The following is a 16,034-nucleotide window of genomic DNA, read 5'->3' as shown; positions in this document are numbered from 1 at the left end:
TAAACCCTCACCCGTTGCGGAAGATAAAGCTATACGCGCTCAACGCCGGCACGCCGCCCAGGTGCGCATAAAGTACGCGCGAGCCGGCCGGAAATTCGCCGTTACGCACCTTGTCGATCATGCCGTGCATCGACTTTCCCTCGTACACCGGATCGGTCAGCATGCCTTCGAGCCGCGCGCACAGACGGATCGCCTCGAGCGTGCCGTCGTTCGGCAGACCGTATTCTGGGCCGCCGTAGCGCTCGTCGAGCACGATGTCCTTCGCGGTGATGTCGCGGCCCAGTTCGACGCTCTCGGCGGTCCGCTTCGCGATGCGTGTGATCTGCTCGCGTGTCTGCGCCGGTTTCGCCGATGCGTCGATGCCGATAACCCGATCGGCGCGGCCGTCGGCGGCGAAACCGACGACCATGCCAGCCTGCGTGCTGCCCGTCACCGAGCACACGACGACGTAGTCGAACTTGAAGCCCAGTTCGGCTTCCTGCTGACGCACCTCTTCGGCAAAGCCGACGAAGCCGAGGCCGCCGAGCGGATGGTCCGAGCAGCCGGCCGGAATCGCGTACGGCTTGCCGCCGGCCGCGCGCACGCTGTCGAGCGCGTCTTCCCAGCTCTTGCGAAAGCCGATGTCGAAGCCGTCCGGCACGAGCCGCACGTCGGCACCCATCATGCGCGACATCTGGATGTTGCCGACGCGGTCGTACACCGCATCCGAGTAGTTGACCCAGTTCTCCTGCACGAGCACGCACTTCAGGCCCAGATGCGCGGCAACCGCCGCGACCTGGCGCGTCTGGTTGGACTGGATGCCGCCGATCGACACAAGCGTGTCGCAGCCCTGCGCGAGCGCGTCGGGGATCAGATATTCGAGCTTGCGGGTCTTGTTGCCGCCGAACGCGAGGCCGCTATTGCAGTCCTCGCGCTTCGCATAAAGCTCGACCTTGCCGCCGAGATGCTCGCTCAGACGCTTGAGCGGTTGAATTGGCGTCGGTCCGAAGGTGAGCGGGTAGCGGGGGAATCGTTGCAGGTTCATCGCGGCTCCGTGGTGGGGTGATTTCCGTGAGTACATGTTAGGAAAAAGCGCCAGAAATGAGCTTGCGAAAAAAATCGCTTAGACGTATTTTTCGAAATCAAAGAATGTCCACCTCCTAATAAAACTTCGTACATATGGTAATGAGCGCAACGAAAGTTCGTGCTGGAGCGCCACCTTCGGGCATCGGCGCGATTCACCATCCGCTCGATCGCATCGATCGCGCGATCCTGCGGCAGTTGCAAACCGACGCGTCTATTTCGAACGTGGCGCTCGCCGCGAAAGTGAAGCTGAGCGCGCCGGCGTGTTTGCGGCGCGTCGAACGCTTGAAGGAATCGGGGCTGATTCGCGGCGTGGTCGCGCTGCTCGATCCAAAGGCGGCCGGCGCGGGCATGCTCGTGATCATCGGCGTGGTACTGGATCGCTCGACGCCCGAGTCGTTCGCCGAGTTCGAGAAGGCCGCGCAGAAAGTGGCCGGCTGCATGGAGTGCCACGTGGTGACCGGCGAGTTCGACTATTTCATGGTGATCCGCACGCGCGACAGCGACAGCTTCAATCGACTCCACGCCGAGCAGTTGCTGTACCTGCCGGGCGTACGGCAGATCCGCTCATTCATGGTGCTGAAGGAAATCCTGTCGACCACGAAATTTCCGCTGTGAGCCGCGCGGCCGCGCCGCCGGCCGCGAAAGCGCGCATGCTGTCATAAACGCCGCGCCCGCGCGACCAAGCTTCGGCGCACCCGCATGCGGCCGTGGCAGCACCGTGCCAACGCGGGCGGGCGCCGGCACTTTTCCGGAGCGACCATCATGACTCGCAACAGACCGCAATTCCTTACATCGTTCGGCGGCAGCTCGAAACGCACACGCGCGGCCGTGTTGTCGTTGCTGCTAGGCGCGGCCGCGCTCGCGTTGCCGCTCGCGCAGCGCGTCGCGTTCGCGGCGGAGAGCGCCGTCGTGATCGCGCCGCCCGCGCTCGACGAACCGATCCCGGCCAGCACCGCGCACGAGGAAACCGCGGTGTTCGCGGGTGGCTGCTTCTGGGGCGTCCAGGGGGTGTTCCAGCATGTGCGCGGTGTCACACGCGCGGTGTCCGGCTACTCGGGCGGCTCACGCGACACCGCGCAGTACGAGACCGTCAGCGGCGGCGAGACGGGGCACGCCGAATCGGTGCAGGTCACGTTCGATCCTGGCAAGGTCACCTACGGCCAGTTGCTGCAGGTGTATTTCTCGGTGGTTCAGGACCCGACCGAGCTGAATCGTCAGGGGCCCGACAGCGGCACGCAATACCGCTCCGCGATCTTTCCGCTGAACGACGCGCAACGGCGTGTCGCGCAAAGCTACATTGCGCAGCTCGACAAGTCGCACGTGTTCCCCGCGCCGATCGTCACGAAGACGGAGCCCTACAAGGGCTTCTATCCGGCCGAGTCGTATCACCAGAACTATCTGACCTTGCATCCCGATTCGGCCTACATCGTGTTCAATGACATGCCGAAAATCGCCAACCTGAAACGCCTGTTCCCCAACCTGTATCGCGACAAGCCGGTGCTCGTCGAAGCAGGGCAATAACCCCTCCGAACGGCGGCGCCAGCGGCGCCGCCGCAGCGCCGGACCGTCTTCGGCTTACGCCTTGGGTCGCGCTCGTCATCAATCTTCCACAGAGTTGGCGCATATCTTGCGCAGCAATGTTCCGTTGGCCATTGTCCGCGTCACCGCGGCGCGCAAGGACTATGCGCAGTGGCCACCACGCTAGCGCGTGGGTCATGCGGGCTCGCCGCGCCTCGTGCACATCGCGCTGCCCGCTTCATCGATTGGAAAAATTACACGCCGTAAGTAACAGCGCGGCGGTCGTCCGCGTTTTTGGGTCCGCGCTGGACCCCGGGCGAAAACCTAACCTCATCGCGACGAGCGAAATTGGAGGCTTCCGGTGGTCAACAGCCGTAGAAAGAAGCGGGGCGCCATGCCTCGCCATAAACAAACCGGCATCGCGGCGAGCTCGCTCGTCGCCGCGACCTTGGGCGCGATGGCCTGCGTGCCGGGTGTGGTCTTCGCGCAGACGCCGTCGCCGCTCGGCGAATGGCAATATTCGGTGGGCGTTCCGCTGCAGAAGATGTGGCAGCCGAACATTCCCGACTGGCAACTGCGCTTCGGCGTGGCCACATCGTTCCAGCCGCGCTTCGTAGGATCGGACCGCTATCACCTGGTGGCCGGCCCGAGCATCGACGTGCGCTACAAGGATCTGTTCTTTCTGTCGAGCGGCGAAGGTTTCGGCGTGAATTTCGCGCAGGGCGAGAACTGGCGCATGAGTCTCGCCGCGGTCTACGACCTCGGGCGACGCGGCCAGAACGATCCGCAGGAACTCAACGGGCTCGGCAACATCAACCCGGCGCCCGGTCTGAAGCTTTCGGGCGAGTACGTCGTGTCGAAGGATTTTCCGCTCGTCCTGCGCGCCGATATCCGCCGCTATTTCGGCGGATCGAACGGCTGGATCGGCGATCTCGGCGCCTATATGCCGATGCCCGGCAGCACCAGGCAGTTCTTCTGGTTCGCCGGCCCGAACGTGGTGCTCGCGGACTCCAATTACATGAACAGCTGGTTCGGCGTCAATCAGGAGCAGGCCGCGCACTCGCAGTATCCGCAGTACCACGCGAGCGCGGGCTTCAAGTCGGTGGGTTTCGGCGTCAGCGCGATCTGGCTGTTCAGCAAGCACTGGTTCGCGACCGCCGACGGCGCGTTCGAGCAGCTCGTCGGCAGCGCGGGCAACAGTCCGATCACGCGCAGCCGCGCGACCGGCGTCGCCGACGTGTCGATCAACTACCGGTTCTGACGCACCGCCGCCGCGCAGCCAATGCGCCGTGACTTGGTGGGTATAGCCCTTGCTGACTCTGTGATCGCGCGCCGCGACGCCTCCGGCGCCGCGCGCCCGAACACAAGGAGTCGATCCCCATGGCAGGTAAAGCGAATACCCAGAAGGCCGCGGCCCAGGCAAACGGGGCCGCGCAGTCGAACGACGCGAAATCGAACGATCTCGAACGCAATCGCGTGAAGCCGCAAGGCGAGGCCCTGAGGACCAATCAGGGCGTCAAGATCGCCGACAACCAGAACACGTTGCGTGCGGGACCGCGCGGTCCATCGCTGCTGGAAGATTTCATCATGCGTGAAAAGATCACGCACTTCGACCACGAGCGTATTCCCGAACGGATCGTGCACGCGCGTGGCTCGGCCGCGCATGGTGTCTTCAAGGTCTACGAATCGATGCGCGAGTACACCAAGGCCGCGTTTTTGCAGGACCCGGCCGCCGAAACGCCGGTCTATGTGCGTTTCTCGACCGTGCAAGGTCCGCGCGGCTCTGCCGACACCGTGCGCGACGTGCGCGGCTTCGCGACGAAGTTCTACACGCAGGAAGGCAATTTCGATCTGGTGGGCAACAACATGCCGGTGTTCTTCATCCAGGACGCGATCAAGTTTCCTGACTTCGTGCACGCGGTGAAACCGGAAGCACCGAACGAAATGCCGACCGGCGGGTCCGCGCACGACACGTTCTGGGACTTCGTCTCGCTCGTGCCCGAATCGGCGCACATGGTGCTGTGGACGATGTCGGACCGCGCGATTCCGCGCAGCTTTCGGACGATGGAAGGCTTCGGCGTTCACACGTTCCGCTTCGTCAATGCGCAGGGCAAAGCTCGTTTCGTCAAGTTCCACTGGCGTCCCGTGCTCGGCTCGTATTCGCTGCTGTGGGACGAAGCGCAGAAGCTCGCGGGCAAGGACCCGGACTTTCACCGCCGCGACCTATGGGAAGCGATCGAGCGCGGCGATTATCCGGAGTACGAACTGGGCGTGCAGATCGTCGAGGAAGCCGACGAGCACAAGTTCGATTTCGACCTGCTCGATCCGACCAAGCTGATTCCGGAAGAGCTGGTGCCGGTGAAAATCATCGGCAAGATGACGCTCAATCGCAATCCGGACAACTTCTTCGCCGAGACCGAACAGGCCGCGTTCCATCCGGGGCATATCGTGCCGGGCATCGATTTCACCAACGATCCGTTGCTGCAGGGGCGTTTGTTCTCGTATACGGACACTCAGATCAGCCGCCTCGGTGGCCCGAACTTTCACGAGATTCCGATCAACCGGCCGGTCTGTCCATCCGTCAACAATCAGCGCGATGCGATGCATCGGCAGGCGATCCATGTCGGCCAGGCGTCGTACGAGCCGAACTCGCTGAACGACGGCTGGCCGAAGGAAACCGATCCGGCCGCTGAAGATGGCGGCTTCGACAGCCATCACGAACACGTCGAGGGCACGAAGATTCGCGTGCGCAGCGACTCGTTCGCCGATCATTTCTCGCAGGCCGCGTTGTTCTACAACAGCATGTCGCAGCCGGAAAAAGACCATATCGCGGCGGCCTATCAGTTCGAGCTCGGCAAGGTGACGAAGCCCGAGATTCGCGCGCGTCAGGTCAACGAGATTCTGGCGAACTTCGACGCCGATCTCGCCGCGAAGGTCGCCGAAGGACTCGGCTTGCCGGCGCCGAAAAAGGGCACGGCGAAACTCGTCGGGCCGAAGACTTCGCCGGCGTTGAGTCTGCTCAATCGCGTGAAGCCCGGCATCAAGACCCGCAAGATCGCGCTGCTCGCCGCACCCGGCTCCGATGGCGCGGCGATCAAACAGTTGCAGCAGGCGCTCACGGATGAAGGCGCAACGCCGATGCTGATCGCGCCGACGCTCGCCGAGATCGATGGCCTCGCGCCCGACGCGACGATCGCCGGGCTGCCATCGGTGATGTTCGACGCGGTGATCGTGGTCGGCGGCGAGAAGGGGGCGAAGGCACTGTCGCAATCGGGCGATGCGCGGCACTTCGTGCTCGAAGCGTTCAAGCATCTGAAGGCGATCGCGGCGCTCGGCGCGGGGCGCGACCTGCTCGCGGCCGCGCAGTTGCCCGCGCAGCCGGACGGCGTGGCGACCGGCGAGGACTCGCAGTCCGCCGACGTGTTGAAGGCGTTCATCAAGGCCGCCGGACAGCATCGCGTGTGGTCGCGCGCGGCGCAGGCGGAATCGGTGCCGGCCTGAGCGGGCCGAGCCGGTTGCGCTGATGCGCTGCCGCGTTAGCCGCTGAACGGTGCTGAGCGTAGCTGAAACGCGGCGCGTCGATGCAGGAGCCTGGCCGGTGTTAGCCGGCCAGGTTCTTTTGGGCATTCCGCGTCGCGCGCGTGCGGGTCGTCCTTGTATGATGACAGCGGTCGCGTCGCGGCACTGGACACCGTGCGCAGACACGAAAGATATTCCGCATCGACCCGATTCGCCATGCCACTTACAGAAAAAATGACCGCATCGCAGGCCGTCGATCAACTCCGTTTCCGCCGCATCCTTCGCCGCAATATCGCGCTGCCTTTGGGCGTCGGCCTCGTCACGATGGTGCTGTTCGTCGGCTTGATCGCGTATCTCGTGTCGACGATGAACTGGGCCGAGCACTCCGGGCGCGTGATCGGCGACGCCAACGAATTGCTGCGGCTCGCGGTGGATCGCGAATCGTCGATGCGCGGCTTTCTGATCACCGGTAACGAGAGTTTCCTCGCGCCGTATGAAAACGGCGGCCCGAAATTCAAGGCACAGCTCGAAGCGTTGAAAAAGCAGGTCGCCGACAACCCGCCGCAAATCGAGCGGCTCAAGCAGATCGAGGTCTTGCAGGAGCGTTGGAGCCGCTTCGCCGAACAGATCATCGACGCGCGCCGCCGCAACCAGGACTATGAGAGCACGATCGCAGCGGGGCGCGGCAAGCTCGAATTCGACGAAATGCGCCGCGAATTCGGCGATTTTCTCGACGTCGAATTGCGCTTGCGCCAGCAGCGCGTCGAAGCGACGCGCAACGTGACGGCGACGCTGGTCGGCGTGTTCCTGCTGTTCAGCCTCGTCGTCAGCGGCCTGCTCGCATGGCGAGGCCGTCGCGAACTGCTGGACCTGTCCGAGACCTACGACGACGTGCTGCGCCGCCAGGGCGAACAGACCGCGCTGCTCGAGCAGCAGGTCTGGTTGCGCTCGGGCCAGCGCCTGCTCGCGGACAAGGTCGTCGGCCAGACGAGCGCGCCGCTCGTCGGCCGCGCGATGCTCGAGTTTCTCGCCCAATATCTCGATGCGCTCGTCGCCGCGCTGTACGTGCGCGACAGGCAGAGCGGCACGCTGCGCCGCATCGCCGCGTACGGCTATAGCCGTGACAGCGAGCAGACGGCCGCTCTGAGTATCGAGGAGGGTGAAACGCTGGTCGGCCAGGCCGCGCGCTCGCGCCGCACGCTGGTGCTGCGCGACGTGCCGGCCGATTACGTGCGGGTCGTGTCGGCGACGGGCAGCGGCGCGCCGCGCAATCTGCTGATCCTGCCGATCGACAACGACGGCCAGGTCAACGGCGTCGTCGAAATGGGCTTCCTGCGCGAGGTGACGCCGCGCGACGAAGAGTTCATGGAGCTGATCCGCCACAGCATGGGCAATTTTCTCGAGGCGGCGCTGTATCGCGAACGCCTGCAGGATGCGCTCGCCGAGACGCAGCAACTGAACGAGGAGTTGCAGGTCCAGCAGGAGGAGTTGCGGGTCTCCAACGAAGGGCTCGAGGAACGCGGCCGCGCGCTGTTGGAATCGCAACGGCGCCTCGAAGCGCAGCAGGCCGAGCTCGAACAGACCAACGTGCGGCTCGAGGAATACGCGCTGCGGCTGGAGCGGCAAAAATCGGATCTGCTACGCGTGCAGAACGATCTGGCGGCCAATGCGGAGCGCCTCGAACAGTCGAGCCGCTACAAGTCCCAGTTCCTCGCGAACATGTCGCACGAATTGCGCACGCCGCTGAACAGCTCGCTGATTCTCGCGAAGCTGCTGCAGCAGAATCGCAGTGGCAATCTGACCGACGAGCAGGTGCGCTACGCGGAGACGATCCACGCGTCGAACAGCGATCTGCTCGTGCTGATCAACGACATTCTCGACCTGTCGAAGGTCGAGGCGGGTCAATTGACGGTCGAGCACGAAACGGTGTCGATCGAGGCGACGCTGCAATCGCTCGAAGAAATGGTTCGTCCGATCGCGGCGACCAAGCACTTGCGTCTCGCCTTCGACAAGTTGCCGGGCGCGCCCGATACGTTCGTCACCGATGGCCAGCGGCTCACGCAGATCCTGCGCAACCTGCTGTCGAACGCGGTGAAGTTCACCGAGCGCGGCGAGGTCACGCTCGAGGTCGCCAGGGTCGAGGACAACGTGCTGCGCTTCGACGTGCGCGATTCGGGCATCGGTATTCCGGCCGACAAGCTCGACCTGATCTTCGAGGCGTTCCAGCAGGCCGATGGCTCGACGAGCCGTCAATATGGGGGCAGCGGCCTCGGGCTATCGATTTCGCGCGAGTTCTCGCGGCTGCTGGGCGGGCGCATCACGGTGGCGAGCGAAGTCGGCAAGGGCAGCGTGTTTTCGCTGTGGCTGCCGCTCGACACCGCACCCGCCGCGGTGATCCCGCCAGCGAATGGTCTGGCAAGCCGGGCACCGCCCACCGCGTCGCGCGAAGCCTTGCTGCCCGGCGCCGCCGAGCCCGCCGCCGCGTCGATAGCCGACGATCGCGACCATCGCACCCGCGCGGGCCGTCTGATCGTCGCGGTCGAAGACGATCCGCCGTTCGCCGCGATTCTGCGCGATCTCGTGCACGAACTCGACTTCGACTTCGTGCACGCGAGCGATGCCGCGAGCGGCCTCGCGCTGGTGCGCGACATGCGGCCGGCCGCGGTGCTGCTCGACGTCGGTCTGCCGGACCGCTCGGGCCTCACGGTGCTCGAATGGCTGAAGAACGATCCGCTGACTCGCCACATTCCGATCCATATCGTGTCGGCCACCGATCACGCCGACAAGGCGCTGCATCTCGGCGCGATCGGCTACACGCTGAAGCCGACCGCGCGCTCGACGATGGAGGCCGCGATCCGCCGCCTCGAAGCGCGGCTGCAACAGCGCCTGAAGCGCGTGCTGGTGATCGAGGACGACGCGCCGATGCGCGAAAGCATCCGCGCGCTGCTGCAAAGCGAGAACACCGAGATCGTCGCGGTCGCGACGCTCGCCGAGGCGTTCGAGCAACTGTCGGCGCTGACGTTCGACTGCGTCGTCACCGATCTCGCGCTGCCGGACGGCATCGGCTACGATCTGCTCGAACGCCTCGCCGCGAACAGCGCGCATGCATCGCTGCCGGTGATCGTCTACACGGGCCGCATGCTGTCCGACGAAGAGGAGCACCGGCTGCGCCGCTACTCGAAGTCGATCATCATCAAGGGCGCGAAATCGCCGGAGCGTCTGCTCGATGAAGTCACGCTGTTTCTGCATAGCGTGGAGTCGTCGCTCGCGCCGGAGCAGCAGCGCATGCTGCGCACCGTGCGGCAACGCGACAATGCGTTCGAGGGCCGCACGATCCTGCTCGCCGAAGACGACGTGCGCAACATCTTCGCGCTGTCGCACGTGCTGGAGCCGCTCGGCGCGAAACTGCTGATCGCGCGCAACGGCCGCGAGGCGCTCGACCAACTGGAGAACGGGCCGGAAGTGCATCTGGTGCTGATGGACATCATGATGCCCGAGATGGACGGCCTGACCGCGATGGGCGAGATTCGCCGCAATCCGCGCTTCGCGCATCTGCCGATCATCGCGCTGACCGCGAAGGCGATGGCGAACGATCGCGCGCGCTGCCTCGAAGCGGGTGCCGACGACTACGTGTCGAAACCGATCGACGTCGACAAGCTCGTCGCGCTGTGCCGCGTGTGGCTGCGGCAGCGCTGACGGCGCGAGCGTTGGCACGCAAGCGAGCAACGCGATGAAACCGTCCGCATCTGAGGTACCGCACCGCATCAGCGATTTCGACATCGAGCTGCGGCTGCTGCTCGAGGCGATCTATCTGAAGTATCAGCACGACTTTCGCCACTACGCGATGTCGTCGCTGCGCCGCCGCCTCACGCAGGCGCTCGATGAATTCAACGTGGAGACGCTGTCGCAATTGCAGGACCGCATCATGCGCGACGGCTACGAGTTTTCGCGGCTGTTCCGCTACCTGACCGTGCAGGTCAGCGACATGTTTCGCGATCCGTCGTATTTCCTCGCGCTGCGCGAGCACGTGCTGCCGCGTTTGCGCACCTACCCGTCGATCAAGGTGTGGGTCGCCGGATGCAGCACCGGCGAAGAGCTGTGGTCGCTGAAGATCCTGTTCGACGAGGAGGGTCTCACCGAGCGCACGCTGTTCTACGCGACCGACATCAACCCCGACGCGCTCGCGCGCGCGGAGGCGGGCATCTACGCGCTCGAACGCATCCAGGGCTTCACGCAGAACTATCTGGCGGCGGGCGGCACGCGTTCGCTGTCGGACTACTATCATGCAGCATATGGCGGCGCGCGCTTTGCCGGCTCGCTCAAAGAGCGCGTGGTGTTCGCCGATCACAGCCTGTCCACCGACGAAGTGTTCCTCGAAGCGCATCTGGTGTCGTGCCGCAACGTGCTGATCTATTTCGATCGCGGCTTGCAGGATCGTGCGTTGGGGCTGTTCGAGAACGCACTGGTGCGGCGCGGCTTTCTCGGCCTGGGCAGCAAGGAAACCCTGCGGTTTTCACGTCACTACCCGGCGTTCGACGAGTTTCGCGCGGCCGAACGCATTTATCAGAAGCGTTAGCGAGGTCGCGATGCCACGCTCGACCAGTGAACCCCCGCCCACCCAGGCCGCCGACGCCAGCGCCGCGCGGACGCACGCGCGCCGCGGCTATCAACTGGTCGTGATCGGCGGGTCGGCGGGCGGCATCGAGGTGCTCAAGGTGCTGCTCGCCGCGCTGCCCGCGCGCTTCGCGGCAGCCGTGATGATCGTCGCGCATCTGCCGCCCGATTCGCCGAGCTATCTGGTGCCGGCGATCGCGCATCGCTGCGCGCTGCCGGTGCTCGAACCCGATGCGGGGGAGCTGATTCTGCCGGGCCGCGTGTACGTCGCGCCGGCCGGTTATCACATGCTCGTCGAAGTGGACCGCACGGTCGCGCTGTCGACCGCCGCGGCGGTGCGCTTCTCGCGGCCGTCGATCGACGTGCTGTTCGAATCGGCCGCCGCGGTGTACGGCGATCGGCTGCTTGCGATCCTGCTGTCCGGCGCCAACGACGACGGCGCGCACGGGCTCGAACGCGTGCGCGCGCTCGGCGGCACCGCGTGGGTGCAGGATCCCGGCAGCGCCGGTGCACCGGAGATGCCGCGCGCGGCGATCGAGCGCGGCGCGGCCGACGCGATCTACAATCCCGCAACCCTGGCGAAGCGCCTTGCCGCGCTGCCGACTTCCCTCTGATCCGGTGCCATGACGAACTCACCTGTGAACATCCTGATCGTCGACGACATCGTCCACAACATCACCGCGCTGCAAGCGTTGCTCGCGCGGCCCGACGTCGCGGTGCTGGTCGCCGACTGCGGCACCGCCGCGCTCGATCTGCTGCTCAAGCACGAAGTCGCGCTGGCGATTCTCGACGTCAATATGCCCGGCATGAACGGCTTCGAGCTGGCCGCGCTGATGCGCGGCAGCCCGCGCACGTCGCAGGTGCCGATCATCTTCCTGAGCGCGACCGCGCAGGACGCGTCGCGCACGTTCCGTGGCTATGAGGCAGGCGCGGTCGACTTCCTGTACAAGCCGTTCGATCCGCGCATCCTGCAGTCGAAGGTCGACGTGTTCGTGCAGCTGGAGCAGCAGAAGCGCGAGCTCGCCGCGCAACTGGTGACGACGCGCCAGATGCTCGAAGCGAACGAAATGCTGATGGCGGTGCTCAGCCATGATCTGCGCACGCCGCTCGGCGCGGTGCTGGCGTCGGCGGAATACCTGATGCGCACGGCCGCCGACGAGCAGGCCGCAACCGTCGCCGCGCGCGTGAAGAACAGCGCCCTGCGCATGGCGCGGATGGTCGATCAGTTGCTGAACCTCGCGCGCCTGCAAGGCGGACGTCTGCCGTTGCAGCCGCGCTCGATCGAGCTCGCGACGCTGTGCCGCTCTGTCATCGACGAATTCGCATCGCAGAAGAGCGGCAAGCAGATCGTGTTCACCTGCACCGGCAATACGGCCGGCGCGTGGGATACCGATCTCGTGTGGCAGGCGGTGTCGAATCTCGTCAGCAACGCGCTGCATCATGGGGCGCCGGAGGGCGATATCGGCGTGGAGGTCGATGGCGACGCCGAGGATTGCGTGCGCCTGAAGGTGTCCAATCGCGGCACGATTCCGGCGGAGGTGTTTCCGCATCTGTTCAAGGCGTTCGTGTCGAACGGCAACGGCGCGCGCTCGCGCGAAGGCCTCGGGCTCGGTTTGCATATCGTGCAGCAGATCGCGCGCATGCATGGCGGCGACGTCAGCGTCGTATCCACGGACGAGTCCGGCACGACCTTTACGATCGAATTGCCGAGGACGGTGGCGTTGCAGCGGGGGTCGTTTACCCGGCGATAAAGCATCGCCAGGCCGGCGATCACGCCGGTGGGCCACCGCGTGCCCGCTGTGCTACGCTTGCCGCAACCCAATTCACGCAGCGCAAGCACGAATCCCCATCATGCGTTCCTGGCGCCTCGCATCACCGCAGCGCAGCGGTCAGATCAGCACCGCGCGCGCCACCGACCTCGTCATGGCGATCTCCCACCCGGATGCCGACGCGCTCGCCGCGAGCATTCTGCTGACGGTTGGCGAATCGTTGTCGCTGCCCGTCTCGCAGTGCACGATCTTCGCGTATGAGTTCGACGCGCGGCCCCGTACGGTGTCGGCGGCCGACCATCGCGGCGGGCATTTTCTGCGCGACGTCGCCGAACGCTACGCCGCGCATTTCTATGCGCTCGACGGCAATCGCGCGATCATCGGTCAATCGAGCCACCGCCGGCGCACCGCTTCGCGCGATGCGCTGGTGCTGCATCAGCAGCGCGGCGACGAAATCGAAAACGAAGCGTACCGCGCGGCCTGCTACGCGCAGCCGAACGTATCCGACCGGCTGTCGTTGCTCGTGCAGCCGGCGGATAGCGTGTGGCTGTCGATCAACCTGTATCGCGACCGCGCGTACGGCGTGTTCGCGCCGGGCGAACTGGAGCGGATCGAAAGCGTCGCGCCGCTGTTCGCGCATGCGGCGAAGGGCCAATACGCGCTGAACGGGCAACATCAGCAGGGCACCGGTGCGGCGATGCTCGCGCGCGTGCGGCGCTTATGTCCGACGCTGACGCCGCGCGAGCTCGACGTGTTGCGTGGCACGCTCGATGGCGCGAGCGCGGCCGAGATCGCCGGGCAGATGGGCGTGAAGCGGGCGAGCGTCGTCACGTACCAGAAGCGCGCGTACGCGCGGCTCGGGATTTCAAATCAGCGGCAACTGTTCGCGCTGTGTATGCAGCCCTAGCTGCACATCTGTCGAAACTCGCGCCGCAGCGCGCGTCGCATCGCGCTTCGAGTTCGCTTCAACCCCGCTTACCCCGCGCCTCGTCCTGCGTCTCCCGATCCCAGCGTTTCAACCACGGCTTCACGAAATCCGCGAAGCCGTCGGCCGACGGCGACAGCGCACGCTCGGTCGACCGATCCACGCACACCTCGCGAATCGTTTCAGGATCGACGATGCGCCTCATCACGAGCTATCGCAGACGCGCACGACCACCTTCGGCTTGTCGCGCGCGTATTCGGCGATCGCCGCGGGCAGCGCCGTCGACGCGATGACGAGCGGGCGCGCCGACCCGCACGATGCCGGCCGCGCGGTTGCGGATATGATTGTGCGCGGCGCGTCGACGACCGACACTCGTGCGGGTCGACTTGGCCCGGCAAACCCGCTTAGACTCAAGGTTTGCCCTGTCGTCCCGCGGCGCGCGGACGACCGCTACAACAGGCCTGCAGAGGCCGTCTTCAAGGACCCGTCATGTTCGACCATATTCCCGCCTATCCGGGCGACCCGATTCTGAGCCTGAACGAAGACTTTCAGCTGGACCCCCGGCCGAACAAGGTCAACCTCAGCATCGGCATCTATTTCGACGACGCCGGCAAGCTGCCGGTGATCGACGCGGTGCGCCGCGCCGAAACCGCGCTGCTCGACGCGATCGGCCCGCGCTCGTATCTGCCGATGGCGGGTCTGCCGCTCTATCGCGACACCGCGCAGGCGCTCGTGTTCGGCGCCCACAGCGCGGCGCGCGCCGAAGGCCGGATCGCGACGCTGCAAACGCTCGGCGGCTCGGGCGCGCTGAAGGTCGGCGCCGATTTCCTGAAGCGCTATTTCCCCGGCTCGCAAATGTGGATCAGCGATCCGAGCTGGGAAAACCATCGCGTGGTGTTCGAAGGCGCGGGCCTCACGGTCAACACCTATCCGTACTACGACGCGCAAACGGGCGGCCTGCGCTTTGCCGACATGCTCGCCGCAATCGACGCGCTGCCGGAAAAGAGCATCGTGCTGCTGCACGCGTGCTGCCATAACCCGACAGGCGTCGATCTGAGTCCGCCGCAATGGGCGGAACTGGTGCCGGTTTTGCAGCGCCGCAAGCTGATCGCGTTCGTCGACATGGCCTACCAGGGTTTCGGCGCGGGCCTCGAAGAAGACGCCGCGCCGGTGCGCCTGCTCGCCGACGCGAACGTGCCGCTGATCGTCGCGAACTCGTTCTCGAAGAATTTCTCGCTTTACGGCGAGCGCGTCGGCGCGTTGAGCGTGGTCTGCAAGAGCGCCGACGAAGCGGCGCGCGTGGCGGGCCAACTGATGTCGGCGGTGCGCGCGAACTACAGCAATCCGCCGACGCACGGCGCGCGCCTCGTCGCCAACGTGCTCGCCGATGCGACGCTGCGCGCGTCATGGGAAGCCGAGCTCGGCGCGATGCGCGAGCGCATTCTGGCGATGCGCAAGGTGATTCACGCCGGGCTCGACGGACGCGTCGATGAAGTGATGCGCGCGCGCTATATCGCGCAGCGCGGCATGTTCACGTATACGGGCCTGTCCGAAAGCCAGGTCGAGCGTCTACGCAACGAATACGCGGTGTACGTGCTGCGCTCGGGCCGCATGTGCGTCGCCGGGCTGAACGCGCGCAACGCGGACTATGTCGCGTCGTCGATCGCGGCGGTGGTGTCGGGCGCCTGAAGCGCTCCGGCGCTCGGGCCGCTGTTGCGGCACGCGTGAATATGATGGGCGGCGCGCACGGGCGCGCCGTCACAACGACAATTTTGGAGACACCGACGATGGCCACGACCCTCGAAGCGCAACCGGCGAGCCCGCCCAGATCGGCCGCGATCCATCCGGACGAATGGCAGGCGCGCGTGCAACTTGCCGCGTGCTACCGGATTTTCGATCTGCTCGGTTGGACCGAGATGATCTACAACCACATCACGCTGCGCGTGCCCGAAAGCGTCAGCGGCCCGGAGCGCCAGTTCCTGATCAATCCGTTCGGGCTGCACTACAGCGAAGTGACCGCGAGCAATCTGGTGAAGATCGATGCGCAGGGGCGCGTGCTCGATGGCTCGCCGTATCCGGTGAATCCGGCTGGCTTCGTGGTGCATGCGGCGCTTCACGAGGGCTTGCCCGACGCGCACTGTGTGATGCATACGCATACGACGGCGGGCGTCGCGGTCGCCTGCCTCGAAGAGGGCCTGCAGCAGACCAACTTCTATAGCGCGCAGTTGCACGACCGGATCGCGTATCACGACTTTGAAGGCATCACGATTCATGCGGAAGAGGGGCCGCGGCTGCTCGCGCATATCGGCGACAGGCAGGCGGTGATCCTGCGCAACCACGGTCTGCTATCGTGGGGCCGGACGTTGCCGCAGACCTTCGCGATTCTGTGGACGCTGAATCGCGCGTGCGAAGTCCAGGTGGCGACGTTCTCGATGGGCCGCGCTCGGCCGGTGCCGGAGGAGGTCGCGATTCGCTGCTCGCGCGACGCGCTGCAGTTCGATCCGCGCCACGGCGCCGGACAGGACGTGTTCGATGCGCTGGTGCGGCGGGTCGACCGGATCGATGCGAGTTTCCGGCAATGATTGAAGCCACGCGTAAAAGAGCGCGACAATCGACGCTGCAAT

12 protein-coding genes and 1 pseudogene are annotated in these 16,034 nt (G+C 65.5%); 11 read left to right on the top strand and 2 right to left on the bottom strand.

Annotated features, from left to right (window positions below):
- Positions 1-7: 7 nt before the first annotated feature.
- Positions 8-1,024 (bottom strand): 1-aminocyclopropane-1-carboxylate deaminase, encoded by a 1,017-nt coding sequence (locus tag OKW39_RS30110; RefSeq protein WP_184062409.1) that lies wholly within the window; start codon positions 1,022-1,024, stop codon positions 8-10.
- 140 nt (positions 1,025-1,164) lie between these two features.
- Here OKW39_RS30110 and OKW39_RS30105 point away from each other — a divergent pair, with 140 nt between their 5' ends.
- The 9 genes from OKW39_RS30105 to OKW39_RS30065 all read left to right on the top strand — a co-directional run bounded on the left by OKW39_RS30105 (position 1,165) and on the right by OKW39_RS30065 (position 13,392).
- A complete protein-coding gene (locus tag OKW39_RS30105) occupies positions 1,165-1,680 on the top strand; it encodes an Lrp/AsnC family transcriptional regulator (protein ID WP_026226668.1) in 516 nt (171 codons plus the stop codon).
- A gap of 147 nt (positions 1,681-1,827) precedes the next feature.
- Positions 1,828-2,586 (top strand): peptide-methionine (S)-S-oxide reductase MsrA, encoded by a 759-nt coding sequence (gene msrA, locus OKW39_RS30100; RefSeq protein ID WP_090810517.1) that lies wholly within the window; start codon positions 1,828-1,830, stop codon positions 2,584-2,586.
- A 358-nt stretch (positions 2,587-2,944) separates the two neighbouring features.
- The gene (locus tag OKW39_RS30095; protein ID WP_090809799.1) at positions 2,945-3,844 is read left to right on the top strand and encodes a MipA/OmpV family protein; all 900 of its coding nucleotides are present in this window, start codon (positions 2,945-2,947) and stop codon (positions 3,842-3,844) included.
- A gap of 119 nt (positions 3,845-3,963) precedes the next feature.
- Positions 3,964-6,084, top strand: coding sequence for a catalase HPII (gene katE, locus OKW39_RS30090; RefSeq protein WP_429564322.1), 2,121 nt, complete (start codon positions 3,964-3,966; stop codon positions 6,082-6,084).
- Between the two features lie 252 nt (positions 6,085-6,336).
- The gene (locus OKW39_RS30085; protein WP_429565461.1) at positions 6,337-9,798 is read left to right on the top strand and encodes a response regulator; all 3,462 of its coding nucleotides are present in this window, start codon (positions 6,337-6,339) and stop codon (positions 9,796-9,798) included.
- A 34-nt stretch (positions 9,799-9,832) separates the two neighbouring features.
- On the top strand, positions 9,833-10,678 hold the full coding sequence (locus OKW39_RS30080) for a CheR family methyltransferase (RefSeq protein WP_090809805.1): 846 nt from the start codon (positions 9,833-9,835) through the stop codon (positions 10,676-10,678).
- Between the two features lie 10 nt (positions 10,679-10,688).
- Positions 10,689-11,330: a chemotaxis protein CheB gene (locus OKW39_RS30075; protein ID WP_429333823.1), complete on the top strand. Its 642-nt coding sequence runs from the start codon at positions 10,689-10,691 to the stop codon at positions 11,328-11,330.
- 9 nt (positions 11,331-11,339) lie between these two features.
- Positions 11,340-12,467 (top strand): hybrid sensor histidine kinase/response regulator, encoded by a 1,128-nt coding sequence (locus OKW39_RS30070; protein WP_429564321.1) that lies wholly within the window; start codon positions 11,340-11,342, stop codon positions 12,465-12,467.
- A gap of 100 nt (positions 12,468-12,567) precedes the next feature.
- On the top strand, positions 12,568-13,392 hold the full coding sequence (locus OKW39_RS30065; RefSeq protein ID WP_429564320.1) for a helix-turn-helix transcriptional regulator: 825 nt from the start codon (positions 12,568-12,570) through the stop codon (positions 13,390-13,392).
- A 58-nt stretch (positions 13,393-13,450) separates the two neighbouring features.
- On the opposite strand, the pseudogene OKW39_RS30060 reads toward OKW39_RS30065, so the two are convergent.
- A pseudogene (locus tag OKW39_RS30060) lies at positions 13,451-13,834 on the bottom strand (hypothetical protein); the annotation flags it as partial.
- Between the two features lie 65 nt (positions 13,835-13,899).
- Between OKW39_RS30060 and OKW39_RS30055 the strand changes: the two are divergent.
- Positions 13,900-15,099: an aromatic amino acid transaminase gene (locus OKW39_RS30055; RefSeq protein WP_429564319.1), complete on the top strand. Its 1,200-nt coding sequence runs from the start codon at positions 13,900-13,902 to the stop codon at positions 15,097-15,099.
- Between the two features lie 98 nt (positions 15,100-15,197).
- On the top strand, positions 15,198-15,992 hold the full coding sequence (locus OKW39_RS30050) for a class II aldolase/adducin family protein (protein WP_429333827.1): 795 nt from the start codon (positions 15,198-15,200) through the stop codon (positions 15,990-15,992).
- The last annotated feature ends 42 nt before the right edge of the window (positions 15,993-16,034 follow it).

It is taken from the genome of Paraburkholderia sp. MM6662-R1, assembly GCF_050436245.1.
In the GTDB taxonomy this organism is placed as follows: domain Bacteria; phylum Pseudomonadota; class Gammaproteobacteria; order Burkholderiales; family Burkholderiaceae; genus Paraburkholderia; species Paraburkholderia tuberum.
The sequence above is the reverse complement of the archived record's forward strand: the minus strand, read 5'-3'. Positions and strand labels throughout refer to the sequence as shown.